This is a genomic window from Paenibacillus sp. MER 180, assembly GCF_023713665.1.
In the GTDB taxonomy this organism is placed as follows: domain Bacteria; phylum Bacillota; class Bacilli; order Paenibacillales; family Paenibacillaceae; genus Paenibacillus_B; species Paenibacillus_B suaedae.
The window spans coordinates 1-24,331 of sequence record NZ_JAMAVT010000003.1; the positions used below are offsets into that span (position 1 = coordinate 1).

The 24,331-nt window shown below is 44.0% G+C and carries 22 protein-coding genes and 1 CRISPR repeat array; of the genes, 14 read left to right on the top strand and 8 right to left on the bottom strand.

Annotated features, from left to right (window positions below):
- The 4 genes from M3661_RS05010 to M3661_RS05025 form a co-directional block, all read left to right on the top strand.
- On the top strand, positions 1-206 hold a 206-nt coding region (locus M3661_RS05010), incomplete at its 5' end, for a hypothetical protein (protein ID WP_251482778.1).
- Positions 176-457: a CRISPR-associated endonuclease Cas2 gene (gene cas2 / locus M3661_RS05015; protein ID WP_251482780.1), complete on the top strand. Its 282-nt coding sequence runs from the start codon at positions 176-178 to the stop codon at positions 455-457. The genes M3661_RS05010 and cas2, both read left to right, overlap by 31 nt.
- Positions 458-634: 177 nt before the next feature.
- Positions 635-2,382: direct repeats of the CRISPR family, unit length 30 nt; unit sequence GTTTGACAGTAACATGAGATGTATTGAAAT.
- Positions 2,383-2,731: 349 nt separating this feature from the next.
- Positions 2,732-4,030, top strand: a complete 1,299-nt coding sequence (locus M3661_RS05020; RefSeq protein ID WP_311279535.1) for a helix-turn-helix domain-containing protein — start codon at positions 2,732-2,734, stop codon at positions 4,028-4,030.
- Positions 4,031-4,279: 249 nt separating this feature from the next.
- The gene (locus M3661_RS05025; RefSeq protein ID WP_251482784.1) at positions 4,280-4,435 is read left to right on the top strand and encodes an aspartyl-phosphate phosphatase Spo0E family protein; all 156 of its coding nucleotides are present in this window, start codon (positions 4,280-4,282) and stop codon (positions 4,433-4,435) included.
- 717 nt (positions 4,436-5,152) lie between these two features.
- Here the strand turns inward: M3661_RS05025 and M3661_RS05030 are convergent.
- From M3661_RS05030 to M3661_RS05050, 5 genes are all read right to left on the bottom strand, one after another.
- On the bottom strand, positions 5,153-5,518 hold the full coding sequence (locus M3661_RS05030; RefSeq protein ID WP_021253174.1) for a hypothetical protein: 366 nt from the start codon (positions 5,516-5,518) through the stop codon (positions 5,153-5,155).
- Between the two features lie 160 nt (positions 5,519-5,678).
- Positions 5,679-6,128 carry a hypothetical protein gene (locus M3661_RS05035; RefSeq protein WP_251482787.1) on the bottom strand — a complete coding sequence of 150 codons (450 nt, stop codon included), beginning with the start codon at positions 6,126-6,128 and terminating at the stop codon, positions 5,679-5,681.
- 378 nt (positions 6,129-6,506) lie between these two features.
- Positions 6,507-6,686: a hypothetical protein gene (locus tag M3661_RS05040; protein ID WP_065293685.1), complete on the bottom strand. Its 180-nt coding sequence runs from the start codon at positions 6,684-6,686 to the stop codon at positions 6,507-6,509.
- A 74-nt stretch (positions 6,687-6,760) separates the two neighbouring features.
- The gene (locus M3661_RS05045) at positions 6,761-7,552 is read right to left on the bottom strand and encodes a bacterial surface protein (protein ID WP_251482789.1); all 792 of its coding nucleotides are present in this window, start codon (positions 7,550-7,552) and stop codon (positions 6,761-6,763) included.
- A 314-nt stretch (positions 7,553-7,866) separates the two neighbouring features.
- Positions 7,867-8,328 (bottom strand): hypothetical protein, encoded by a 462-nt coding sequence (locus tag M3661_RS05050; protein WP_021262189.1) that lies wholly within the window; start codon positions 8,326-8,328, stop codon positions 7,867-7,869.
- A gap of 618 nt (positions 8,329-8,946) precedes the next feature.
- Between M3661_RS05050 and M3661_RS05055 the strand changes: the two genes are divergently transcribed.
- Positions 8,947-9,402: a macro domain-containing protein gene (locus tag M3661_RS05055; protein ID WP_251482797.1), complete on the top strand. Its 456-nt coding sequence runs from the start codon at positions 8,947-8,949 to the stop codon at positions 9,400-9,402.
- A gap of 38 nt (positions 9,403-9,440) precedes the next feature.
- Here M3661_RS05055 and M3661_RS05060 read toward each other — a convergent pair whose 3' ends face one another.
- Together M3661_RS05060 and M3661_RS05065 are read right to left on the bottom strand one after the other, a co-directional pair.
- Entirely contained in the window at positions 9,441-9,830 is a 390-nt protein-coding gene (locus M3661_RS05060; RefSeq protein ID WP_251482799.1) for a BsuPI-related putative proteinase inhibitor, read from the bottom strand.
- Between the two features lie 249 nt (positions 9,831-10,079).
- The gene (locus M3661_RS05065) at positions 10,080-11,396 is read right to left on the bottom strand and encodes an NRAMP family divalent metal transporter (protein ID WP_251482801.1); all 1,317 of its coding nucleotides are present in this window, start codon (positions 11,394-11,396) and stop codon (positions 10,080-10,082) included.
- Positions 11,397-11,871: 475 nt separating this feature from the next.
- Between M3661_RS05065 and M3661_RS05070 the strand changes: the two genes are divergently transcribed.
- From M3661_RS05070 to M3661_RS05100, 7 genes are all read left to right on the top strand, one after another.
- Positions 11,872-13,227, top strand: coding sequence for a cohesin domain-containing protein (locus M3661_RS05070; RefSeq protein ID WP_251482803.1), 1,356 nt, complete (start codon positions 11,872-11,874; stop codon positions 13,225-13,227).
- A gap of 167 nt (positions 13,228-13,394) precedes the next feature.
- Positions 13,395-14,621 (top strand): acyl-CoA dehydrogenase family protein, encoded by a 1,227-nt coding sequence (locus M3661_RS05075; protein WP_251482805.1) that lies wholly within the window; start codon positions 13,395-13,397, stop codon positions 14,619-14,621.
- 68 nt (positions 14,622-14,689) lie between these two features.
- Positions 14,690-15,466, top strand: a complete 777-nt coding sequence (locus M3661_RS05080) for an SDR family oxidoreductase (RefSeq protein ID WP_251482807.1) — start codon at positions 14,690-14,692, stop codon at positions 15,464-15,466.
- Between the two features lie 87 nt (positions 15,467-15,553).
- Positions 15,554-16,639, top strand: coding sequence for a phosphotransferase family protein (locus M3661_RS05085; protein ID WP_251482809.1), 1,086 nt, complete (start codon positions 15,554-15,556; stop codon positions 16,637-16,639).
- 65 nt (positions 16,640-16,704) lie between these two features.
- Positions 16,705-17,484 (top strand): enoyl-CoA hydratase/isomerase family protein, encoded by a 780-nt coding sequence (locus M3661_RS05090; protein ID WP_065293696.1) that lies wholly within the window; start codon positions 16,705-16,707, stop codon positions 17,482-17,484.
- A 61-nt stretch (positions 17,485-17,545) separates the two neighbouring features.
- Entirely contained in the window at positions 17,546-19,231 is a 1,686-nt protein-coding gene (locus M3661_RS05095; RefSeq protein ID WP_251482811.1) for a long-chain fatty acid--CoA ligase, read from the top strand.
- 124 nt (positions 19,232-19,355) lie between these two features.
- On the top strand, positions 19,356-19,922 hold the full coding sequence (locus M3661_RS05100; protein ID WP_251483211.1) for a TetR/AcrR family transcriptional regulator: 567 nt from the start codon (positions 19,356-19,358) through the stop codon (positions 19,920-19,922).
- 217 nt (positions 19,923-20,139) lie between these two features.
- Here M3661_RS05100 and M3661_RS05105 read toward each other — a convergent pair whose 3' ends face one another.
- Positions 20,140-20,328 (bottom strand): aspartyl-phosphate phosphatase Spo0E family protein, encoded by a 189-nt coding sequence (locus M3661_RS05105; protein WP_065293698.1) that lies wholly within the window; start codon positions 20,326-20,328, stop codon positions 20,140-20,142.
- A gap of 441 nt (positions 20,329-20,769) precedes the next feature.
- Between M3661_RS05105 and M3661_RS05110 the strand changes: the two genes are divergently transcribed.
- Positions 20,770-21,786, top strand: coding sequence for a LacI family DNA-binding transcriptional regulator (locus M3661_RS05110; protein ID WP_251482813.1), 1,017 nt, complete (start codon positions 20,770-20,772; stop codon positions 21,784-21,786).
- 116 nt (positions 21,787-21,902) lie between these two features.
- Positions 21,903-24,272 (top strand): glycoside hydrolase family 65 protein, encoded by a 2,370-nt coding sequence (locus tag M3661_RS05115; RefSeq protein ID WP_251482815.1) that lies wholly within the window; start codon positions 21,903-21,905, stop codon positions 24,270-24,272.
- The last annotated feature ends 59 nt before the right edge of the window (positions 24,273-24,331 follow it).

Consider the following 24,331-nt stretch of genomic DNA (forward strand, 5'->3'; position numbering starts at 1 on the left):
ACCGCTGTACGACATGTAATTTTACTTCTAATGATACTGGACTTCTTTTAGACATTAGAAAAACTCCCATCATTGTAGCAGTAGAAGTTTTGTTTTTCCTACTGTCTACTATGATGGGAGCATATCAGAAACACCGTTTATGCCTTTTCTTCTTAAAGAACGGAGATGAGCGAGCATGGGAAAGAATTATAACTATGTTATTTTAGTTTATGATATCGGAGAAAAGCGTGTAGGACGCGTGTTTAAAATATGCAAAAAATATCTGGTACATTTTCAGAAATCAGTGTTTCGTGGAGCAATTACACCTGCGAATTTATTGAAATTGCGAGGTGAATTGAAGAAGGCAATTGATAAAGAATCTGATTTTGTAGCGATATTCAAAATGACTGGTGACTATGTGTTTGATGAAGAGATTATTGGGGTTAGATTGAACAACTCTGAGTCTTTACTACTCTAATTTTCCCAACCTCTTTCATACATAAAATTGTTCTATCCTTTGTGCAGCAAGGGAATAGGGCGATTATTGACACGTTGAAAGAATTACCCACTCCCGGTTGGGAAACAAATAGCGAAAACCGCGTGGCTGTAGTAAAATTGACTTATTCAAAGATTAGAAAACCCTGATTTGACTAGGGTTTGACAGTAACATGAGATGTATTGAAATTGGTACGGACGTTTGTAGTACATACTCGCCATGTTGTTTGACAGTAACATGAGATGTATTGAAATTATGGTCACCTATGATCATACGATCGAGCAGAATCTGTTTGACAGTAACATGAGATGTATTGAAATAGTGCAGACTTGGACGTATTCGTCACACCGCCGCGCGTTTGACAGTAACATGAGATGTATTGAAATCTAGTTACCCGCTCCCCGCTAGTTGTCTTGTTACCCCGTTTGACAGTAACATGAGATGTATTGAAATACGAGCTTACCAGCAACTTGTGACAGGCGGTTGATTGTTTGACAGTAACATGAGATGTATTGAAATTTCCAGCACGTTCATATTGTTTTGAGAAAACCATATGTTTGACAGTAACATGAGATGTATTGAAATTTAATCAGGCTCACAGATTCGCGCACGATCGTTACCGTTTGACAGTAACATGAGATGTATTGAAATTCTCTCTGTGAGTCCATCTTGGCTGCAAGCTGCCTTGTTTGACAGTAACATGAGATGTATTGAAATGCGCCAACATTCGCCTTCTCCCGAATCACAATACCGGTTTGACAGTAACATGAGATGTATTGAAATATCTTCGTATATCTCACCGTTTCCGCCGTCTCGTCGTTTGACAGTAACATGAGATGTATTGAAATTATCGAGACTTTGCGGAATCCTCGCGAAGCCGCTTAGTTTGACAGTAACATGAGATGTATTGAAATTGCCGTACAAATGTATATTCACAGCCGAGTGTCGCCAGTTTGACAGTAACATGAGATGTATTGAAATTCGAAATACGCACCGCTGCATGAGGTAATTAACGTAAGTTTGACAGTAACATGAGATGTATTGAAATAGTTTCTATAAACAACTGTCAGGGAGAGAGTACCAACGTTTGACAGTAACATGAGATGTATTGAAATAGACGATAAGAAAGTCGACAAAGAACAACTTGAAAAGTTTGACAGTAACATGAGATGTATTGAAATCAGCAGTTGCGTAGCAATCGCGTAAAGCCGACACAGTTTGACAGTAACATGAGATGTATTGAAATACTGTATTGTACTGGACAGGTAATAGCGTTAATTATGTTTGACAGTAACATGAGATGTATTGAAATCGGACAGGTGCGTAAGCTGTTCCCCCAACTGTCTGGGTTTGACAGTAACATGAGATGTATTGAAATCGGCTTGTCTCGCGCGATCGTATCCGACTCGTAATGGTTTGACAGTAACATGAGATGTATTGAAATAGGAAGATGTCTTTAATACCTTCAAAAATGATTACCGTTTGACAGTAACATGAGATGTATTGAAATATGAGGCTCGATACAAGCCCACACGCTGCCGTCAGGCGTTTGACAGTAACATGAGATGTATTGAAATTCGAATGTAAGTTCAGCTGGATTCAAAGTGAGATAAGTTTGACAGTAACATGAGATGTATTGAAATTACCAAATTACGATATAAACCTTATTCATGACTGCTGTTTGACAATAACATGAGATGTATTGAAATGGAGATAGACGCTGGAATGAAACGCTAATGCAAAAGGTATGACAATAACATGAGATGTATTGAAATAATTCATACTGGTCGTCGGTCATCTCTTCAAGCATGTTTGACAATAACATGAGATGTATTGAAATGTATTATATAGCGACAGGGCGCAGAACGGCTCCGTTGGTTTGACAGTAACATGAGGTGTATTGAAATGGATCAAAGCTTTTTGGATTTTCCATGTCTGCTAGTTTCTAACGTACCTATGAGAATTGAAACTTACGATGGCTAAATGGGGATAGCTAATATGGCGCAATTAGGAGTGGTTCGACTTGTAGAAAGAGTTAGAAACAGGTATCTGTCATTTCTCAATGCTTCAGCCAATAAACTCGAAATAAGCACAGAAAAATTAATAAAAGCATATAATCTAGTATAAAAGCCGTCTAAAAACAAAGGAGCGAGATAATTCTTGCGCCTTTTAATGTTATTACTCTGTAATATCTTTAAATTTACATGAGCTACACAACATGGTAAAATATAGGTATTAAATTGAATAGAAGGAGGGATGATATTGGACGCAACGATCATTACAACAATCGGTGAACTAATCCAAGATTCAAGGCGCTCATTAAATATGACAATTACTCAATTGTCAGAACTATCAGGTGTCCCTAGAGGGACGATATCAAGAATCGAGAACGGCGAAGTAAAGCGTCCAGAGTTTTCGAGTGTACGTCCATTGGCAATGACTTTGAATATTCCCTTTGAAACATTGGTTGATTATTATGTAGAGGTTGAGAAAAGATCAGAATCCTTGTTACACATTCTGCAATCAACGATTCAGCAAGAATGTTCTATTGAACTGATACGAAAAGTTGCGACCAAATATCTTGAATCTCCGAATCAAGACTGCTTAGATTTAACAGAAAAGCTGTATCAACACATCGATTCCATAGTAGATCCCTCCATTAAATTATCACTGTATAACCTCATCATCGACTACTCACGCTCACATGGAATTATGCCCTATATTGCAAAAGGACTATACCAACGATATCTTATAGAACGAAACGATTTCAGCAAATTGAAGGAAACCTACTACATTGGGAAATATATTCTTCACTACATCGAATTCTTATCGGAACAAGATCGCATTGAGTTATACTACAAGTTAGGAATTCATGCTTTTAATCTAGGAAATTATATTGAAAGCATTGACCATTGCAGGAGAGTATTAGTAGAAGATACTAGTCAAAGTCAACATAAAATATATGCACTTGGAATACTTAGAGACGCACACTTTATTTTAGAGCAATACAAAGAGTCTGAAATGTATTCTGTACAATATAAGCAATTCAATTACCTTAATTACCCGCACACAAAAGAACATGTCATCCTAATGGATGCCCTATTTGCCGCGAAGAAGGGCGATACTGAGAAAGCAATTGGGCTGCTTTTATCCTTTCTTGAGACTTGTAGCGATATACATACAGTTTCTGCATACAAGCAACTGCTTGAATTGTACCTACAACAGAAAAACCTTGTAGGAATGAAGGACACATTGGACAAATGTAAAGAGATTAAACCAGTCACTGATACTAATAATCCTTTGATATGTTCAATGTACGGCGACTTACTGAGAATCAAAGGGGAGTGCTATTTAACATTAGGTGAATATACGCAATGCATAGAATTAATGTTGGAAAGTGCCTCATGGTACTCCAAAGTAAACGATACCAAGAAAGAGAAAGAATGTCTTAACGTAATTATGCGAATCAATTTAGAGCATAATGTTTCTCCGCAGGATACATTTAATAAGTTAAGCAAATATTTCGCTCATAGCGTTAAAGAAATGGAGGGTTAAGTATGAAAAACTTAATCAAAAGCCTGTATTTCAAGTCTCTTCTTTACACAGTTACCTTTGTGACAACAGTAGCGGAACTCTCTGGCGGGTCAGGAAGCATATATCCGTGGTAATGTTGGGAGCATATTTTGATGCTCTTTTTCATTTTTCGACAAAGTGAAACAGTGGTATTTTCTCACATTTCTTACTGGAACGTGCATTATACTCAGGGGAGAGATAGTGTACGTGAGGTGAGCGGTTATAGATTCATTGGAGCATAAAATAAATGAGCTAAGAAAGAAGCTTACAGAGACTGTTCAGATTAAAGGTGGATTTGCAGACGAAGAAGTGATACGAATCAGTCAACAACTTGATACATACATTGTTCAAATGCAATCACGTCAGGAAAAAAGAAAGAATCAATAATTTAGTAACCCCGATAATTTGCTCAACATATTGGGGTTATTTTAATTGAAATGGCAATAACAGATTCATATAGAGGAGGCTTGATGCGATGGTTTTATTTTTTCTTTCTTGTTCCTCTGCTGCTATTGCATTTATTCTCTGACAAAGGATCATCGACAATACGAATGCTGGCAATTTGGTTCGTTCGATAGAGAATTTGAACGGGACCTGCACACTTAAAACATTTCCACAGTGTAATCCAACCTCTCCCTTGTCTGACGACTACCTCTTGTACAAAGGAAGGAAACCCTTTATTTTGGCCCTTAATACGTACGAACACATATTTACCGACAAACTTTTTTAGACTGACTATTGACATGACTGCACTCCCTTATCATAGGCATATTTTTTTATATTCTGTTCACTCCTTCGTTGTGTGGGTTGTAGCCCTATAATCAGCAGGATTGCCTGCGAAAAACATCATTCATGATCCTTCCAGGTCACGGGCTCGATGGACATATCGGAAAAAACGCCAAGCTAGGCGCGTTGCAAGGCTTAGTGATATTTTGGGTGCAGCATAAAGGAGTTATTGATATTGGATGGGGGCAAAATGGAAAGAGCCCATGTCTTAACAAGGGCTCGGGATGCTTCTATTAGATTACGTGTATGTTTGGGGAGTACATTGAAGATGGGTAAGACAAGGTACTGTAGGATACAACATGTTCTTGATGAACTATTTTAGCGTGGAGCTAATGTATAGGTTTCACCCAGAGCTGTAATGTTGCTGAGCGTATCTTTCCAGCCTGATTTTTCTACAAGAGTTTTAACGCCTTTTGCGATCTCCTCATAGAACTGCTCTTGTTTTTTGTTGTATTTGGGATTGTCGTGAGGATTCGGAGTTATTTTGTACGTATGTTGACCTGGGTTGAATGTAATCCCTCGATTTTTTCCGAAAGATTCTTCGATATATTTATATGTTTCTTTGTTGATCGTGATTGAGCCACTTACCCCTTTAGCATCTACATTAGTGCCGGAGAAAGGAAACACGATTAAAGCAATGGCCAAAAACAGGGACAATGATACGGCAAGAAATCCTTTTTTCATGTAAACACTCCTTCTTTCGAACTGAGAGGTGGCCACCTCCTTATTTTATATATTCCATTTTGCGTGATTAATACCTTAAATTTACTTTTTGTGTTATGCGAATGACGTGTTGGTGCTCCCCTATAAAAAATAAAGCCTCGGATTGCCCGAGGCTTGTTTGTTACTTCAGTGGCTCAGTTTTGAACTTGGAACGCATCTCATCATAATTTTTCTTCATACTCTCACTTTTGCTATCAGGACTAAAGTCGAATCCTATTTTCCCATCCATCGTTAACACGATCATTTCTTTATCTTTCCCGTCTACAGTTCCTGACAGCAATACGATAGTGGCTTTCTCTCCATCCTTTTCATAATCCGTTGATTCAATAACTTTCGGGTTTTTGTACATCTTCTTTTCAGGAATTTCTAGGCCTATCCCCATAGCGAACAGCGGCATAGCTTCTGGATGTACCTTCTCTTCAACGAACTTTTCCTTAGCTTCTTTGTCAGTGCCGTTTAGGTATGTATTGATGTAATCGAGTGCTAATGCTTCATCTTTGGACGCTTGTCCACCTCCGCAGCCTACCAATACTAATACGCAGATTAAGAATATTGCACTAATTTTCTTCAAATAAATAACCTCCTTTTTCCTACATTATATGATTAATTGTTCATATACGCACGAAAAACATCATACTAAGTATCACCATGACGAGCACAGAGCTATTGTGGTCTACAAATGCACCAATAAATACGATCGTATGGTAAAAGACATTTGGGTAGAATGATTGTAGGGGGGATGTCAATATCACTAACATTTAGGTCTTGCTTACGGCGAGGCCTTTTTGATTGAGAGGAGGCGAAGGATGTGAACAACGAATAAGGGAGTTTGCGAGGGAAGAACTAGCTGCCCTTCAATCGGGGCAGCTAGAGGAATAGTCATTGAAATCGATTAAGCAGAGTTGGAAAGAACTGTTGCGGAGGCTTTGAAAAGCATAGAAGAAAAATCCTAGTCTGAATCGATAAGTTCGAGGCGCTCAAGAATTTTAATTGTCGTCAGAGCTGATAAGCGAACAGTCAATTCAACATTACCTGTTAAGACAGAATCATCTTCCAGGGCTTCTTTATTTTTGGCGAAAACCTCTTCGGTAACTTCGTTAACTAGTTTAAGAATTATAGACTTATCCATAAAAATAACCTCCATTCCGTCGATAGTTCTACATACTTCGACAAGTAAGGAGGTTTTTCCTACGTCTCTCAGAATTATTTTATGGAATACTCATTTACTTCGAACGTTAGTATTTTATCGAAAATTACATAGTCTTTGCGGTTGCTGAACGGGCCCTTGTTATTGTTATGCTTGTTTATGGCATAGGATGCTGTGCCTGAACCGGCTTGTTTATTTTCATACCAGTTGATAAAGGCGTTCACTTCTCCCAAGCTCAGGTCAAATTCCTTTTCTAACCCCGTTGTCATGGCAACGACTAGAATTGCTCTTTCGCCTTGTTCGGGTTCCGGTTCTGGTTTAGGCTCGGGCTTTGGCTCTGGTTTAGGTTCCGGCGTTTTCGGATCGAACGGTTGTAATGTGCTGCCGTCAGGCAAATCCAGAGCAACGATAAATAAATATTCTTTCGTATTGTTCACGATTTCAACGGAGTGTTCTTTGGACACCAAAGTAGGGCTTTCGTACGTGATTCTCGAAGTGCTGTCATTATTGCCGTATAGTGAGAAATTGTCTGTTTTTACTCCATCAATATAAACATCGATGTCCTTTGAGCCAGTGCTGAAGTAGTAGGAAATGAATCGGAATTGTTCTCCGACGAAATTAAATTTCATCTTCGCGCCGCCCGTTTGCCATACGTTTTTGGTACAGCGCGACACCTCACAGACAGCCCATTGTCCCTCGTATGTTATGTTGAACTCGTCATACAGGAATCTTTTCCAACCGTTCTCGGGATTGCTGGATGCTTGCCCAATATTTGAAGCATATACACTTGAAGAAAATGATAATACAAGAAAGATGGATAATAAAACAGGCAGCAAGTATTTTTTCATAAGATCGATCTCCTCAAATGATTAATATATGGACATATTACTGGGTATTAATAGGGATTGTCTAAACATATGAATCCATTTATTGATAGAAATAGAAATAATTTATAAAAAATATATATTGGGTGGTGGAAAGAGAACGTTTGTCGGAGCATTAAAAATAACTAAGAGGAGTTTAGCGTCGGAGAATGGAAGCGCGATTAATGCAATGGCCAAAAACAGAGACAATGATACGGCGAGAAACCCTTTTTTCTTAGTAGCAAATAAACAAGAGCCGTTGAGGAAAGAATCCCACGGCTCTTTTGCAAGAAGTAAATTTAAATTGTTTTTTTGAACTCGAACTTGTATTTCGAATTAGGATCGAAATCGTTCGGCCCAACTGGCATTACGCGATAAAAAGCTTTTTCTCGCGGCTTAACGGTTCCACTATGAAACTCTTGTAAGCCCGGGCCGTTTTGGTTTATATATTGAATCGAGATAATATTGTTATCATAATCCGTTCGAACGTATTGGAGTTGCAAATTCAAACCAAATGGGGGAGTCAACAATACATAGTAATTTTGTTCCCATTGTCCGTAGGAATTATCATAGACATACCAATCTTCGTCAGTCAAGCTTTCGAGAGGTACCCAAGACTGGTAATAAGAACCGTCTGACATGTCGTTAGCTGTTCTCATTGTATCTCCCCAACCATGGAGTGCAAACGACGAACTTGATCCAAAGACCATTAAACAAGCGACCAGCGCGATTGATGCTGATAGTTTCTTTAATCTCTGCATATTTCATGCCTCCCATTATTTCAGAATCTGAATGTAGATCCTAGTAGCGTGTATGAAATACCAAGATGTAAAAGAACTCAGTTTCTGGCTGGCCAACCATGATTAATCTTAACATACATTTTTGTCCGAGTATATAGTATTTATGGATATTATTGGATTATTTTTTTGTGTTGAAATATAGTTGGTTATTCCGGATATTGGTTCCATTTGACAGTTTTGATATAATGATGATACAGATCTTTACAGCAGCTGGAGGTGGATGTAGTGGGATGGGTATATTGGCCGGAGCTATTATTGTTTGTTGCTGGCGTGATATTAGTTCTATTTGGAATTTATTATTGCATTCGCAAATTGATAAGTATTCCTCGTAGAGTTAAACGATTAGAGGATGTTGTTTATAGAAGTGAGAAGCAAAAGTAACCTGTCATTGTGGCAGGCTACTTTTTTTGAACGATTCACTACATTCATTTTAGCAGGGATCTCCTTGTTAAAGATCGAAATATGTTCAAGGATTGGGGTTGGGTATTTTCACATTCACAACATGCATCATCCCTTATGGTGCTTTTTATAGTTCAATGAACAAAGCATATATGTCAGATTGACAAGGAGAGGTACTGAATGCCAGTAAATGTAATCATAGGTGACTTATTAAATGCGGAGGAACCGATTATTGGACATCAAGTGAACTGCCAAGGGGTAATGGGTTCAGGCATAGCGAAGGCACTGCGGGACAAATACAGTACGTTGTATCCAAGCTATAAGCAGTATTGTTCCCAGCATAACAGTCCAGATGAACTGCTGGGCAAGTGTCATATCGTCCAGGAAGGTTCTCGATATATAGCGAATCTGTTCGGTCAAGTAGACTATGGCAGACAAAAGAGTAGAATATATACGAACTATGAGGCGCTTCGAACCTCCCTGACTACGTTACGAGAATATGCTGTGCAGAACCAATTATCTGTTGCTCTGCCTTATGGTATCGGTTGTGGCTTGGCTAATGGAGATTGGGATGTTGTAAGTGAGATTATTGAACATGTATTCGGTGATTATGATGTTATTCTGTACAAGCTATAACTGTATCGTTTCGATATTTCAATCAATACATCTTCCCACTACATTTCGATGTCAGTACTGATCTCGGAGCTGATTGCCAGGTACTGAGGAGATTGTGGCTCGATCAACTCAGGCAGGTGAATGAGGAAGACTACTTCTATCTTATATTTGCCTCTCGGTACCGGCTTGTCTTCGTTATTTTGAAAAGACCATCGTTCCTCATAGCTCATCTTCTCATCCTTGTTCAAGGTTCGTTCGACTACTTCTGCGGTAAAAAGTTTATTCAACGACCAACGGTACACTTCTTTGCCAACTTCATTCTTTACGATAAAGTCGTACGGTTTCGAGCCATAGGAAATGACCAGATCTTCTCCTGCCACATTGTGTATTCCGAATTGCAGTGTTATGTAGTCCTTATGCTGCTCTGTTGAGAGAAACGTTGTAAGCATATGACTCGCCCCTTATCCATCTATATGATAAAAAAACAGAAACAACCTCATTCCTCATAGTGTGAAGTTGCTGCGAAAGATTCCACCCGAGAGTTACTATCCCCGAAGTCGGTTTCTCTTACAAATTCTCTACCCATCTCTATCCAAACCTAAGTGAGATGTGACAAAGCCGCTGCACCTGACCTCGGTACAACGGCAGGAAATAATATTCGACCTCTGCTGCTCCCCCTGTAAACGATTCTACCAATGTTATATCCAAAATGTCTCATAGAATAACATTACAATTAAGCTCGTAAGTACACCAACCACCATCCAACCCCATATGTTTGTGAACAGGCTGTTTTTATACTCGCCCATATACTTTTTGTTGTTCGTTAGAATCATGATAAAGATAAGAACCGGCACCATCAGCATGCCGCCTATTGCTTGTGTGAGTACGGCGATGAAGTTGAACGGCAAATCCGGGATCAAAATAAGCAGTGCAGCTAAAACGAGACTGCCGATATAGACGAGATAGAACTTCGGCGCTTCTTTTATCTTATTGTTTAAGCTATGTTTCCAATTGAATGCTTCTGCAAACGTCCATGAGGAGGATAGGGAGATCGTGATTGCTGCGAGGAAGCCTGCGTTGAATAGGCCGAATCCGAACAGGCTGCTTGCCCATGGGCCGAACAGATCGTGCAGAGCCATAATGATTGTCGACGGATTATCCTCATTCAAGATTTCAGCCTGACCGAATAATGAGGCTCCGATTAGAATACAGCAGATCGCTATGAACACTTGGCACACGCTGCCGATAATGGTGTCAATGCGGGCGAGACGCAGGTCTTTGGCGGTAATGCCTTTGTCAATTATGGCGCTGCCCTGAAAGAAGATCATCCACGGTGCGACAGCATTGCCGATCGTGGCGACAATATACCAGATAAGACTGCCCTGAAGTAATTCAGGAACATTCCAGCTGGCAAATGCGCGACCGATATCGGAAATGCTCGGACGAGTAATGAAGGTGACGACCACAAATACCAAGTTCAATGCGCCAACGCACAGTGCCAGACGTTCCTTCGTCCAATATCCTGTGAAGATCGCAACCGAAATGACCAGCAATAAGCTGAGCAGTGTACTCAGCCATAATGGAATGCCAAGCAGCACTAAGCCTGCGGTCATACCAATGAATTCGGTCATGAGCGTGAACAGATTCTCGAAAAATAGGGAGAATATGTGATAGAATCCCCAGCTCCGTCCGAAGTGCTCGAAAATAAGCTTCGTGAATCCTTTCTGCGTAACCGCACACATGCGAAGGGTCAGTTCCTGAACGGTAAAGGTGATCAACGCAAGGCAAGCCACTAAAGGAATAAACAGCCCAATTCCGAAATGAGCCCCTGTAATGACATACTCTAGCACTCCGCCAGCATCATTATCGCCGATCATTGTGAGAAGCCCTGGCCCCATTAAAGCCCAGAATAGTAAAGCGTGGCGTCTAAATCCTTTTTTCCGCTTCGAAATTAAATGTTGAAAGGTGGATAATCCCGTCTCAGCACTTCCTGCATTCTGCTCTTGCTCCTGCATGCCAAGCTCCTCCTCGTTGTGAGATGAGAATATCCTATGAGTCATGTTGCAAAAAGTGCATGGGCACCTAAAATTTTGTTGTGATTTTGCAACGAGCGCGGCTGGGAACAAGCAGAGTGTTGAGAAATTCTCAACATCAATTCAGTTGGACTAGCACATTTTGATCAACAGGAGAAGTAGAATATAGAAATATTTTACAGGAGGGGGAAAGGTATGAGTACAGGAGCATTTATTCTAATGGTGGTTTCGACAATCGTATCGTATTCACTAGGAATATATGTGTTGAATAAATTTCATGGGAGAAGAAAGTAAAAGTAACTTTGGTGATTCACGTATTTTTGAAAAAAGAATGAAATAATGCCGAAAATATTCGAATATAATATAAATTCTGTATTTTATAGGTAATATTGTTTAGACAGATTCATGTTTCTTCCCTAAGATGGTTGAGGAAAATAAATCAATGGGGGTAAGAGAGATGAAAGCATCGAAGAAGTACCTGGCATTTTTAGCTTTTATGCTAATTTTGCTGGTGGTACCACAGAAGGGTTATGCAGCAGTGGATTACCGTGGAGGGATATTAGACGGAGCTAGTTTGTATCTCAATTCGAGCGAAAATGTAGGCGGTTCGCTATTGAATGAAGCTACAGATAATAATGAAGAAACAAAAATCGCGATGACAGGCCGAAATGTAGGCGGTGATCGGGATCATATCGTAAAACCGTTTACGGAACCTGTAACCGTTAGTGCTATAAGAGTGAAGGCCAATAAATCCATTAATGTCGGATTCTACGATAGAAATGGAAGATATATTACGGTCAACGGAAATACGTTGAATAAAATCTCGGCTGAGGAAGCAGATGGAAGACTGATTCCGATTCCTCAAACTAAAGGTATATATAAGGCTATTTTGTTTAACGATTTAAGTGTGCCCGTAGATATTTACGAGTTCAATCTCTATAACGAAAATGGATATGTGACAGAAGAATCCGAATTGACTGCCAGTGGGGCTGTTAACAGTGTAAACTTGAAATGGGATCCAGTAAAAAATGCGACTGGATATACAATCGAGCGTTCCAAGACGCATGGCGGCCCATATGAGAAGATCGCTGCTGCTAGCGTAACAGAGACTACCTACACGGATTTGAACGTGGTGAACGGCACAACGTACTACTACATTGTTACTCCATTCAACAGCTTAGGGAATGGGCCTAGAACGAATGAAGCTTCGGCTACGCCACGCGCTTCAGAAGTGACCTTGGATATTGAGTCCGCGAAGGACAAAGTATTTCTGAATGAGATCTTTACTGTACAAGCCGTATTGAACAATGCAACGAACATTTACGCAGAAGATTTTAACGTGAAATATGATAAAACGCGTTTCCAGCTTGTAAAGGTAGAAGCGGCAGACCATATGGGGTTATTCCATAATGGAACAGTAGCAGATGATACAGTAAGATTGATCACTGCAAGCTTGGGTAAAGATTATGGTATCAACGGAAAAGGTACATTGGTTCACTTTACGTTCAAAGCAATCGGTCTTGGAAAAGGCAAAATTGACGCAACAAAAGGGAGAATCGCGGATAACGGAACCACTGAGGTTACATTGACCGAAGAAAATTGCGGTGAAAAAGAGATTGAGGTTATTGGTGGGGAGTTAACGAATTTTACACTGAAGCACCTTGGTTTTTTGGGATTTAACTATACAGAGGACAAAAATAAATTGACCGATGAGTTGAAAAACTTGTTGGGCTCCACAGGCAATGTTGCGGATGTCGATCTTGTACAGTTGACGAATGCAATTTTGGCTAACCCGAACTACGATTTCAATTAATAATAGGTTTGCCGCTCCTTATGGGGGCGGCTTTCTTTTTTTTTGATTATGAAAATAGAAGAGTTTCAATACCAAAATCGTCTTGAATAATTTGGAAATTGGATCTATAGTAAGTATAACGTCAACATACTAACCGGTCAGTATGTTGAGCGAAAGGAGGATATGCAATGAATTTCGATTATTCCAAGAAGGTTGAATCTTTGCGGAAAACGTTGCTGGAATTCATGAATGATGTGGTGTATCCGCAAGAACGAACGTACGAGGAGCAGCTTAGTCAGGCCGGCAGCAGATGGGAGATTCCTCCGATTATGGAGCAGATGAAGGAGCAGGCTAGGCTGGCTGGTCTCTGGAACCTGTTCCTGCCGGACAGCGAATACGGTGCAGGCCTCAGCAACCTAGAATATGCGCCCCTGTGCGAGATTATGGGACGTTCTCTTATTGGCCCAGAGGTATTCAATTGCTCGGCGCCAGATACGGGCAATATGGAGGTACTAGTGCGGTATGGGACGCGGGAGCAGAAGGAGAAATGGCTTGTTCCTCTGCTTGAAGGGAATATCCGTTCATGCTTTTCGATGACGGAACCGGACGTCGCGTCCTCGGATGCAACGAGCATTGAAGCAACCATTGAACGGCAAGGCGACGAATATGTCGTAACTGGACGAAAATGGTGGTCTTCCGGTGCCGGTGATCCGCGCTGCAAGGTGGCGATTGTGATGGGGAAGACCAATCCGAACGCGTCGGCATATGAGCAGCAGTCTATGATTCTCGTGCCGATGGATGCTCCCGGTGTAACGGTCAAGCGCATGCTGCCCGTGTTCGGCTACGATCACGCACCGCACGGGCATGCAGAAATTGAGTATGATCGCGTACGAATACCGCTGGATTCCATGCTGTGGGAACCGGGCAAGGGATTTGCCATTGCGCAGGGAAGGCTTGGTCCGGGACGCATCCATCATTGCATGCGCCTGATCGGTGCGGCAGAACGCGCGCTCGAAGTACTGTGCAAACGTGTACGGCAGCGTACTGCATTCGGCAAGACGCTAGACCGTCAGGGCGTCGTGCAGGATTGGATTGCCACCTCGCGTATTGAGATCGAGCAGGCCCGATTGCTGACGCTTAAGGCGGCTTACATGATGGACACGGTCGGAAATAAAGCGGCGAAAGCGGAAATTGCCATGATTAAAGTGGTCGCTCCCAATATGGCGCTGCAGGTGATTGACCGGGCCATTCAGGCGCTTGGGGCCGCAGGTGTCTGCGAAGACTTCCCGCTTGCCTCGCATTGGGCCAATGCGAGAACGCTGCGCTTGGCGGACGGGCCGGATGAGGTGCACAAGGCGGCCATTGCCAAAATGGAGCTTCGCAAGTACGAAGAGATGAAAGCGATTACGATGTAAATAGGTCAATAAAGAGTAGATGGTACGGAACGAGAGACTATAGCCTTTTCATGAATGGGGGATGGAAGGTGAACGTCAAGCAATTATTTGACTTAACAGGTAAAACGGCGATTGTAACTGGCGGCGGGCGAGGACTCGGCGAGCAAATTGCTCATGGCTTGGCTGAAGCGGGTGCGAATCTCGTTCTCTGCTCGCGCAGGGTTGACGCATGTCTGGAGACGGCGGCCCGAATCCAACAGGATACAGGCTCCTCATGTCATGCGATGGCTTGTGACGTTAGAAATCCAGACGACGTACGGCGTGTGGTGGAACAGACGGCAGAAAAGTTCGGTCGTCTCGACATTTTGGTGAACAACAGCGGTGCTTCTTGGGGCGCGCCAGTTGTCGATATGCCGCTCGAAGCTTGGAATAAGGTAATGGATATCAATGCGACCGGTACGTTCTTGATGTCGCAGGCAGCTGGGAAGATCATGATTGAGCAGCGCGGCGGCAAAATCATTAACATCGCTTCCGTGGCAGGACTGGGCGGGTCGGATCCGGAATGGCTGGATGCCATTGGCTATAGCGCAAGCAAGGGCGCGGTCATTGCATTCACGAAGGATCTTGCGGTCAAATGGGGCAAGCACAACATTCATGTCAATGCGATTGCTCCGGGATTTTTTCCGACCAAGATGACCCGCGATGTTCTTCAACACGGAGGCGAACAAATAGTAAGCCTCACCCCGTTGGGGCGGCTCGGATCTGATCGCGATCTGAAGGGGAGCGTCGTATTTTTGGCATCCGAGGCTTCCGATTACATCACCGGTGCGGTGCTGACTGTGGATGGCGGCATGACAGCCATGTAACTGTCCCTGAATGGCGATCCATGGCAGGTGTTTCGTCCTTTTTATCCAGTAAAGCTATTTTGAAAGAATGAAGGAGGTCTGCATACCATGACGTCCAGGCAAGAGACATTACAGCAGGATACGATTCCCGTTCGCAAGGGCGAGGAGTTGAATGTTGCTGCGCTAGAAGAGCATTTACGCGAGCATCTCGATATTCCGGAAGCCCCATTGGAAGTGGAGCAGTTCGGGGCGGGACATTCCAATTTAACATACGCGATACGGAGCGGAGATTGGCAGGCAGTAGTGCGCCGTCCTCCACTAGGGCCAGTCGCTCCTAAAGCACACGATATGCAGCGCGAATATACGATCCTTTCAAGACTGCATCCATTTTTTTCGCTTGCACCTCGTCCGTATTTGTACTGCGGCGACACCTCAATCATTGGCAGTCCTTTCTTCGTGATGGAGCGCCGGAACGGAATCGTGTTGGATCGAAGCTTTCCATCGGATGTGGAATATACGCCTCAACTGGGCAGGGATATTTCCGAGACGATGGTCTCGACATTGGCCAGGCTGCATGAAGTTCCTTATCGTGAAACGAATCTAAGGGCGATTAGCCAGCCAGACGGCTTTATGCGTCGGCAAGTGCATGGCTGGATAGAACGTTATGAGCGAGCCAAAACGGATGAGATCCCAGGAGAAGAGAAACTCAAAAAATGGCTGGCTGATTTCTTGCCGAATTCGCAGACACCGACTGTCATCCATTACGATTATAAGCTGAACAATATCATGTTCGCAGGCGACAATCTTACAGAGATCGTCGGCGTATTTGACTGGGAGATGGCTACGGTGGGCGATCCAATGGCCGATGTCGGAGCAGCGCTCAGCTACTGGTTCGAACCGAATGATCCGTCGGAACTACTGCACGGCTTGGGGCATGTCCCGCTTACGGTTCGCTCGGGCTTCATGTCGCGTGCCGAATTCCTAGAGGCATATGCGTCCAAAAGCGCGCGAGATGTATCGGAGGCCCATTACTACTTGACCTTCGCTTACTTCAAGCTGGCGGTCATCTGTCAGCAAATTTACTACCGTTGGAAAAAAGGGCAGACGAGCGATGATCGCTTCGGCCGTTTCAACGATATCGTACAGACGCTGATTGCGCACGCTTGGCAGCAAGCTGAACGTGGCAAGCTGTAAACTAGATTACCATTATTGCGCAAGATAGAGTTGCGGTTCATCACAATAGGGAGGTTCTTTGAAATATGGGCAATGAGCATTTACTTGTACAAAAGATAGGGCATGTTCTGTCGTTGAAGCTGAATCGTCCAGAGAAGCTGAATGCGTTCAGTCCTTCGATGATTCGGGGGATTATCGATGCGCTGGAGGAGGCGCAGAGAAATACTGACATTCGAGTTATCTGTTTGTCGGGGGCAGGACGCGCCTTCAGTGCAGGCGGAGACGTGACGACAATGAGCGGCGCAAAGCCGAATAACGTCTATGATCATATTGGAATGATGAATGAACTGGTTCATTCCATTAAAGAAATCGAGAAGCCCGTGATGGCGGTCGTGCATGGATTCGCGGCAGGGGCAGGCTTCAATCTCGCGTTAGCTTGCGATTTGATTGTTGCAGCCACTGATGCCAAATTTGCGATGAGCTTTGCCCAAGTCGGTCTCATCTCCGATGGAGGGGGATTGTTCTTCTTGCCGCGCCTCATTGGCATACATCGAGCTAAGGAATTGCTATTTAATGCCGAGCCGATCGATGCGGAATATGCCCACCGCTTAGGTATCGTAAATAAGCTGTATCCTTTGGAGCAATTGGAATCCGGTGCGCTGGAATACGCATCCCGCTTGGCGAAGGGTCCCATTAAGGCGTATGGGATGCTTAAGAAAATCGCCGACCGGTCGTTGACTTCCTCGTTGGATGACATATTAGAACGGGAGAGAGTTACGCAAGCCATGATGGTCACGACCGAGGATCACCTGGAAGGTGTCCGGGCGTTCGTCGAGAAGAGACAGCCTTCTTTCAACGGTCTGTAGCACTTGTCGGTTTTATTTGTTCTGAATGACAAAATGGTTAGCAATGAGGAGGCGATTTCTGATGACGCAATCCCATTATGCGCACTGGCCCGCGCGAATGCCTGTTTCCATTTCAGTTCCGGACACGACGCTTACTGACAACTTGGAGGTTTCTGCCCGCCGTTATCCGGATAAGACGGCAATCATTTATTATAACAATTTTATTTCCTATCGAACCTTATGGAAAGAAGTCAATTTGATGGCTGCTTATTTGCTCCATCTCGGTATAGAGCAAGGCGATCGCGTGCTGTTATATATGCAGAATAGTCCTCAGTATATTATCTCTTATTACGCGATTATGCGATCCGGCGCTATCGTTGTACCTATCAATCCTATGAATCTCACCGAAGAGCTCTCCTACCTTATTGAAGACAGCAATGCAAGAGTCGGCTTTGTGAGCCAAGAGCTGTACTCACGTATCGAACCGTTGTTATCAGATCGTTCCCTCGAACGCATCATTGTTGCTACCTATTCGGATTACTGCTGCAATGTGGGTGAAGAAGTGCCTGACATCGTCAGGGCATCACGTCTTGAATCGATATCCCCACAAGCTGTGTCCTGGACGGAGGCCATGAAAGTAGCGACTGTTCATCGGGGCTCCTTCCCGACGACGAAGGGGAGTGATCTGGCAGTTCTCCCGTATACATCGGGCACGACCGGCAAGCCCAAGGGTTGTATGCACACCCATAAATCCGTACAAGCGAACGTGATTTCATCTGCCTACTGGGGGGGATTGACACCGGAGGCAAGGGGATTGGCGACACTTCCCTTCTTCCATGTCATCGGAATGATTCATGGCATGCACGCTCCCATTTTTGTCGGTGCAGCCATGGTCATCATGACGCGTTGGGATCGCAGCACGGCCGCCCTGTTAATGGAACGCCACAAATGTACGTATTGGACAGGAATCAGCACGATGATTATTGACTTTTTAGCCAACCCTGAACTATCTCAGTATGATTTGAGCTCGCTTGTGCTGATTAACGGTGGCGGAACTGGGCTGCCGGAGGTCGTGGGCGAGAAGCTCTACCAGGTTACGGGACTGCGATTCGTAGAAGGATATGGATTATCCGAAACGATGGCGCAGACGCACTGCAATCCGCTTGATCGTCCGAAGCTGCAATGTCTTGGCATTCCAGCCTTTGGCGTAGACTCGCGGGTCATTGACCCGATGACACTTGAAATAAAAGGGCCGGGGGAAGAAGGAGAAATTATTATAGACGGACCGCAGTTATTTCAAGGCTACTGGAACGATTCGGAGGCTACGCGGGCCGCTTTTGTAATGGTGGAAGGCAAATCATTCTTCCGCACGGGAGACATTGGGCGTTACGACGAAGATGGATACTTCTTCATCGTCGATCGAATGAAGCGCATGATTAACGCCTCGGGATTCAAAGTATGGCCGACGGAAGTAGAATCGATTCTATATCGGCATCCGGCGATTCAAGAGGTATGCGTCATTGGCATTCCGAATGAGCGCAAGGGAGAGGAAATCAAGGCTTACATCGTACTGCGCGAAGGGGAGCGCGGCAACGTGTCGGAAGGCGACATGATAAGCTGGGCGCAGGAGCACATGGCAGCTTATAAATACCCGCGCATTATCGAATTTGTTGCTTCGCTTCCGGTTACTGGCAGCGGCAAAATTTTGTGGCGCAAATTGCAGGACGAGGCATGGAAGAAAGCCGGGGAAAAATCGAGCTCCAGATAGAAGAATCGTATCAACGATTTGAAATGTAAAATATCCACTTGTTCCCTTTACATGTCTCTATTGTTCAAGCTAACATAGAAACATATTATTCGACATGAGGGGAGAATCACGCTTGGAGCTGTCCATGAAGGATAAAATCATCAGACACAGTATTGCGCTGTTCGAATCGAAAGGGTTCAGCGAAACCTCGATTCAAGATATTGTCGACACGCTCGGCGTGACAAAGGGCACCTTTTATTATTATTTTACGAGCAAAGAACAGCTGTTGACGCATATTCATCTGCAATATATTGACTATTTACTAGCGGAACAGCAAACCATTTTTGAACGCCCGGATAAATCGTGTCAGGAAAAGCTGGCTGGCGTAATCAACATGATGATTCGGGAAATCGCGGAAAAGGGGGCCAGCGCACGGATATTTTTTCGCGAACTTATTCATATATCGGGCGATGATCTGAATGTAATCAAGGGGAAGCGGGATCAGTTCCGGTTCAATTTACAATCCGTCATCGAGCAGGGAATGGAGAACGGAGAATTCCGCAATGATATCCCGGCGGATATGATGACATTCGGTATCCTTGGTGCCTGTAATTGGTGTTACACCTGGTTCAATCCGGAAGGCGCCGTATCCGATGTCGAGGTTGCTTCGATCTATACGAAGATGTTTTTGAATGGTATGAATAAGCAATAGCACGTATTCTTAATTGACAATACGCTTCAGGCTGTGGAGGTTCGTGAATCACGGCAATTTCATCGTATTTATTGGCCACTATAGAGACGAGACCTCCGTCCCTGGCAAGGAGCAGACCAAGCAATCCGTGGTCTGCTTTTTGCGTGTGCAAGACAATCATCGCGTAATCGCATGTTTCGTACATCCAACTGTTTCGAAAGGTTCTACCTGGAATCGTTCATTTCCTTGTTTCCTGCTGGAACTTTAATAGATGATGATCCAGCTCTTGGCTTAAGACAATTACCTTCTCATCGGTAAGGCTTTTTCTCTCTGTTGCCACTTTAAGCAATTGCTGGCGAATTCGCTCGATTTTATCTTTCAAATCTTTTTTTTGCTGATCATCAGAATTAGACGGGGCAATAGCCACTCACCCTCTCTACTTTGATAAATGTTTCTGGCTCATTCTGGCTCCTATTATGGAAAATATACCACATCAACTTTTTTTTGAATCTAAAACTTGCTGAATGTGTTCCATTGGCATGATAAATGTAATTATCGTGTTGAGGGTATTTATCCTAAGGAAATATAAGTTGGGAGATATTATGATGTTTATCGGAGATTTGGGAGAGTTTGTGAAGGGTTTTTCTATAAAATGGGACAAAAGTACAAGCTCCAATCCGCATCGCGAGATAACCAAATCGAGGTAAATGAGTTATTGCAGATCCGAATTATAGATAAAAGAAGTAACCTATGATAACATGATACAATGCGGATCAAGATAGGATAGGCATGGCATCCAGTAACTTGTGTCCGCATGTTTTGCAAGTAGCGGGAATGATTAATGACGCACAAGAGGCATAGGTGATGAATGATGGTATCTATTAAAGATGTGGCAAAGCGTGCGAACGTTTCCGTAACCGTCGTATCCAAGGCATTAAACGGATATACAGACGTAAGCGAACAAACGCGGAAAAAGGTGCTGCGGGTTGCAGAAGAGTTGAAGTATTCGCCCAATATGCTCGCCAAAAATTTAAAGCAAAAGGTCGCGAAGTCGATCGCGCTCATTATCTCCAACTTCGATCGTACCGATGGGAGAGACGGGTTGCTGGTGCAGATTATGAGCGGTGCGTTCGAGGCTGCTACCACGAACAAATATGAAATCGTGATATATACGAGCAGCTTATCGGAGCAACAGGACAAGTCGTATTGGCAGTTTTGCAAGGAGCATAAAATTTCTGGCGCTATTATCGCCGGCTTAAAAACGACCGATCCATATTTCCAGGAAATTATTAAAAGTGATTTCCCATGCGTCGTTATCGATACGATGCTGACAGGCCCTCATACGGGATCTGTATCGACGGATAATGTACTGGCTGCCAAGACCGCCATCGAGTATTTAATTGAACGTGGGCATAGATCGATTGCGATGCTGAACGGCCATGAATTTGCTGTAGTCAGCAAGCAGCGGCTCGAAGGCTATCAACAAGCGCTTGTGGAGAATGGGATAGAATTCGATCCGAAACTGGTCATCAACGCCGACTTTTCCGAGGAGATCGCATATGAGGTGACGGAACGATTGCTGCAGGAGCAACCGTATGTTACGGCTGTGTTTGCTGCCAGCGATTTGATGGCGATTGGCTTTATGAGACGTTGCCGCGAGCTTGGTGTACGCATTCCGGATGACGTATCCGTCATAGGGTTTGATGATATTGTCCTTTCCAGCTATATGACGCCCCAATTGTCGACAGTGAGACAAAATTTCCATAGTATTTCCTATCAAGCGTTCGAACAACTTATCGATATTTTGGAGAATAATTGTCCGGGAACCCACATCAATACTCCATTCCGCATTATTGACAGAGAAACGATCAAGGTGATACAATGACCCTGAAAACGTTTTCTGGCAAGTTTTTTTATTTTTAATCATTTCGAAATCGTTTTCGATTTTTTTATCTCTGTTTCGAAAACGATTTCGGTAAAACGAAAGGCTGGGAATCTGCCATGCTTAATTACAACGCAATTTTACCGGATGTAGGCGAGAACTGGGCTTTCATGGAGGAAAAATTCGATCCGCTCCGTCTCGGCAAATGCGAATCCATCATGTCACTGGGGAATGGGTACATGGGGCTTCGAGCTGTTACCGAGGAGCCTTATTTGGGGGAGACGCGCAACTTGTTCGTCAACGGAACCTTCAACAAGTTCGATGAACGGGAAGTTTCCGAGCTGCCTAATGCGGCGGATGTGACGCGGCTTGATATGTGCATTGACGGCCGCAGATTTTCCTTAGAAACCGGAAAGGTGGAGGACTACTCGCGCACACTCAATCTTCGCCATGCAGAGCTCGTGCGAACCTTCATATGGGAGAATGACGAGGGCAAGAGGATGCGATTTACATTCCGCCGCTTCGTATCGCTCGATCAGCTGCACCTGATCGGCATGAAGGTGGAAGTTACACCGCTGAACGAAGCGGTGCGTTTGCAAGTGACTTCAGGCATCAATGCGCAGCTGACCAATACGGGAAGCCAGCATTTTCATGAGGGAGAGAAGCGGATTTTCGATAAGCAATACATTCAATTATTGCAGACGACGACGCAATCTCAGATTGATTTCGTCCTGCATGCCAGTCATCGCTTCAAGTTAAATGGAGAGGCATTGGATCTGGTTCCTAAGATGGACATTCATCGCCGCAAGGCAGCGTTGAGCTATGAGATAGATATTCCTGCGGGATCAACGCTAACGCTGGAGAAACTAAGCACGATCTATACGAGCCGGGATAGCGAGTTCACTAAGAATGATGGACTAGCAACTTTGAAAGCGGTTGCGCTCGGTCGAATAAAGCTCGCGGACGCGCAAGGATACGATGCTTTGTTCGAACAGCATAAACGGGAATGGGCAAAGGTATGGGAGAAATACGATATCCACATTGATTCCGATCAATCGTTCGATGTGCTGGCACTGAGGTTTGCCATTTATCATCTCGTCGCGATGACTCCAGCTCATGATCACCGTATGGGGATCGGCGCCAAAGGTCTCAGCGGTGAAGGGTATAAGGGTCATTCATTCTGGGATACAGAGATTTTCATCCTTCCGTTCTACATATACAGTAGTCCAGAGATTGCTCGTTCTTTGCTTGAATATCGTTATCTCGGTTTGGAGGGAGCACGCCGCAAAGCGAAGGAGAACGGCTTCGAAGGGGCCATGTATCCATGGGAGCAAGCTTGGCCATCCGATGGCGAGGTTACGCCGGTATGGGGGGATGTCGATGTCGTGACCGGCTTGCAGACGAAGATATGGTCAGGATTCATCGAACAGCATATTACTTCCGACATTACCTACGCCGTCTGGCATTATTATCAGGCGACAGGCGATCAGGATTTTATGGATCGCTTCGGATACGAGATGATTTTCGACACGGCCGTATTTTGGGCGAGCCGCCTGGAATGGGACGACAACAAAGGGCGCTATCACATTAACGAAGTCATTGGGCCAGACGAGTACAAGGAGCATGTAAACAATAATGCGTTTACCAATTACATGGCTCATTTCAATATGGAGCTCGCCATTCAGTATTATGATGTGCTTCAAGCGAAGCAGCCAAGATTACTGCAGCAGCTTGACGACAAGCTGGGATTGCAGGCCGCCTATGCCAATTGGATCAGCAAAATCGATAACATTTATCTGCCACAGCCGAATGCGGAGCAAATTGTGCCACAGGATGATACCTATTTGAGCAAATCGCTGATCGACTTGAGCAAATATAAGCGGCAGGAAAAGGTCGGCAGCATATTTCTGGACTACAGCTTGGATCAAATCAACCAGCTCCAGGTATCGAAGCAGGCTGATATTATGATGCTGTTCTTCTTGCTGGAAAATAAGTTTTCTCCGGAAGTGAAGAAGGCCAATTATGAGTATTACGAGCCGAAGACACTTCATGACTCTTCACTGTCGCTATCCACGCATAGCATTTTGGCAGGAGATTTCGGCGACGAGGAGTTGGCATACAGCCTGTTCAGGAAGGCAACGGAGATTGATTTAGGGCCGAATATGATTTCTTCAGATGCAGGCATTCATTCGGCCTCGATCGGAGGAATCTGGAAGTGTGTTGTAATGGGTTTTGCCGGATTGCGGATGCTGGACGGCAAGCTCCACTTGAATCCTAGTCTGCCCAAAGCGTGGAGCAGGCTGGAATTCCCTTTCTATTGGCATGGCAGTAGGCTATTGATCCAAATCACACGAGATGCGGTTCGAATCAAGTCTTCCGGAGCTGAGGAGATTGCCCTGACGATTTGTGGGAGGGAAATTCTTATCACGCGTGAGCTAAATGTATCTCTACATTCCGATATTGCCGATATTGGGGCAGGCTCCATATAAGGTATTATTTCTATTGTTCTCGAATTAACGAATCATAGCCTTACGAGGCTGCTGATAAT

Bases quoted from the DNA above. Each gene is read 5' to 3' on its own strand.
- M3661_RS05050 (WP_021262189.1), bottom strand. From the start codon at position 8,328: ATGCAGAGATTAAAGAAACTATCAGCATCAATCGCGCTGGTCGCTTGT.
- M3661_RS05075 (WP_251482805.1), top strand. From the start codon at position 13,395: ATGAATTTCGATTATTCCAAGAAGGTTGAATCTTTGCGGAAAACGTTG.
- M3661_RS05090 (WP_065293696.1), top strand. From the start codon at position 16,705: ATGGGCAATGAGCATTTACTTGTACAAAAGATAGGGCATGTTCTGTCG.
- M3661_RS05055 (WP_251482797.1), top strand. From the start codon at position 8,947: ATGCCAGTAAATGTAATCATAGGTGACTTATTAAATGCGGAGGAACCG.
- cas2 (WP_251482780.1), top strand. From the start codon at position 176: ATGGGAAAGAATTATAACTATGTTATTTTAGTTTATGATATCGGAGAA.
- M3661_RS05115 (WP_251482815.1), top strand. From the start codon at position 21,903: ATGCTTAATTACAACGCAATTTTACCGGATGTAGGCGAGAACTGGGCT.
- M3661_RS05100 (WP_251483211.1), top strand. From the start codon at position 19,356: ATGAAGGATAAAATCATCAGACACAGTATTGCGCTGTTCGAATCGAAA.
- M3661_RS05070 (WP_251482803.1), top strand. From the start codon at position 11,872: ATGAAAGCATCGAAGAAGTACCTGGCATTTTTAGCTTTTATGCTAATT.
- M3661_RS05030 (WP_021253174.1), bottom strand. From the start codon at position 5,518: ATGAAAAAAGGATTTCTTGCCGTATCATTGTCCCTGTTTTTGGCCATT.
- M3661_RS05110 (WP_251482813.1), top strand. From the start codon at position 20,770: ATGATGGTATCTATTAAAGATGTGGCAAAGCGTGCGAACGTTTCCGTA.
- M3661_RS05065 (WP_251482801.1), bottom strand. From the start codon at position 11,396: ATGCAGGAGCAAGAGCAGAATGCAGGAAGTGCTGAGACGGGATTATCC.
- M3661_RS05085 (WP_251482809.1), top strand. From the start codon at position 15,554: ATGACGTCCAGGCAAGAGACATTACAGCAGGATACGATTCCCGTTCGC.
- M3661_RS05045 (WP_251482789.1), bottom strand. From the start codon at position 7,552: ATGAAAAAATACTTGCTGCCTGTTTTATTATCCATCTTTCTTGTATTA.
- M3661_RS05040 (WP_065293685.1), bottom strand. From the start codon at position 6,686: ATGGATAAGTCTATAATTCTTAAACTAGTTAACGAAGTTACCGAAGAG.
- M3661_RS05060 (WP_251482799.1), bottom strand. From the start codon at position 9,830: ATGCTTACAACGTTTCTCTCAACAGAGCAGCATAAGGACTACATAACA.
- M3661_RS05020 (WP_311279535.1), top strand. From the start codon at position 2,732: ATGATATTGGACGCAACGATCATTACAACAATCGGTGAACTAATCCAA.
- M3661_RS05095 (WP_251482811.1), top strand. From the start codon at position 17,546: ATGACGCAATCCCATTATGCGCACTGGCCCGCGCGAATGCCTGTTTCC.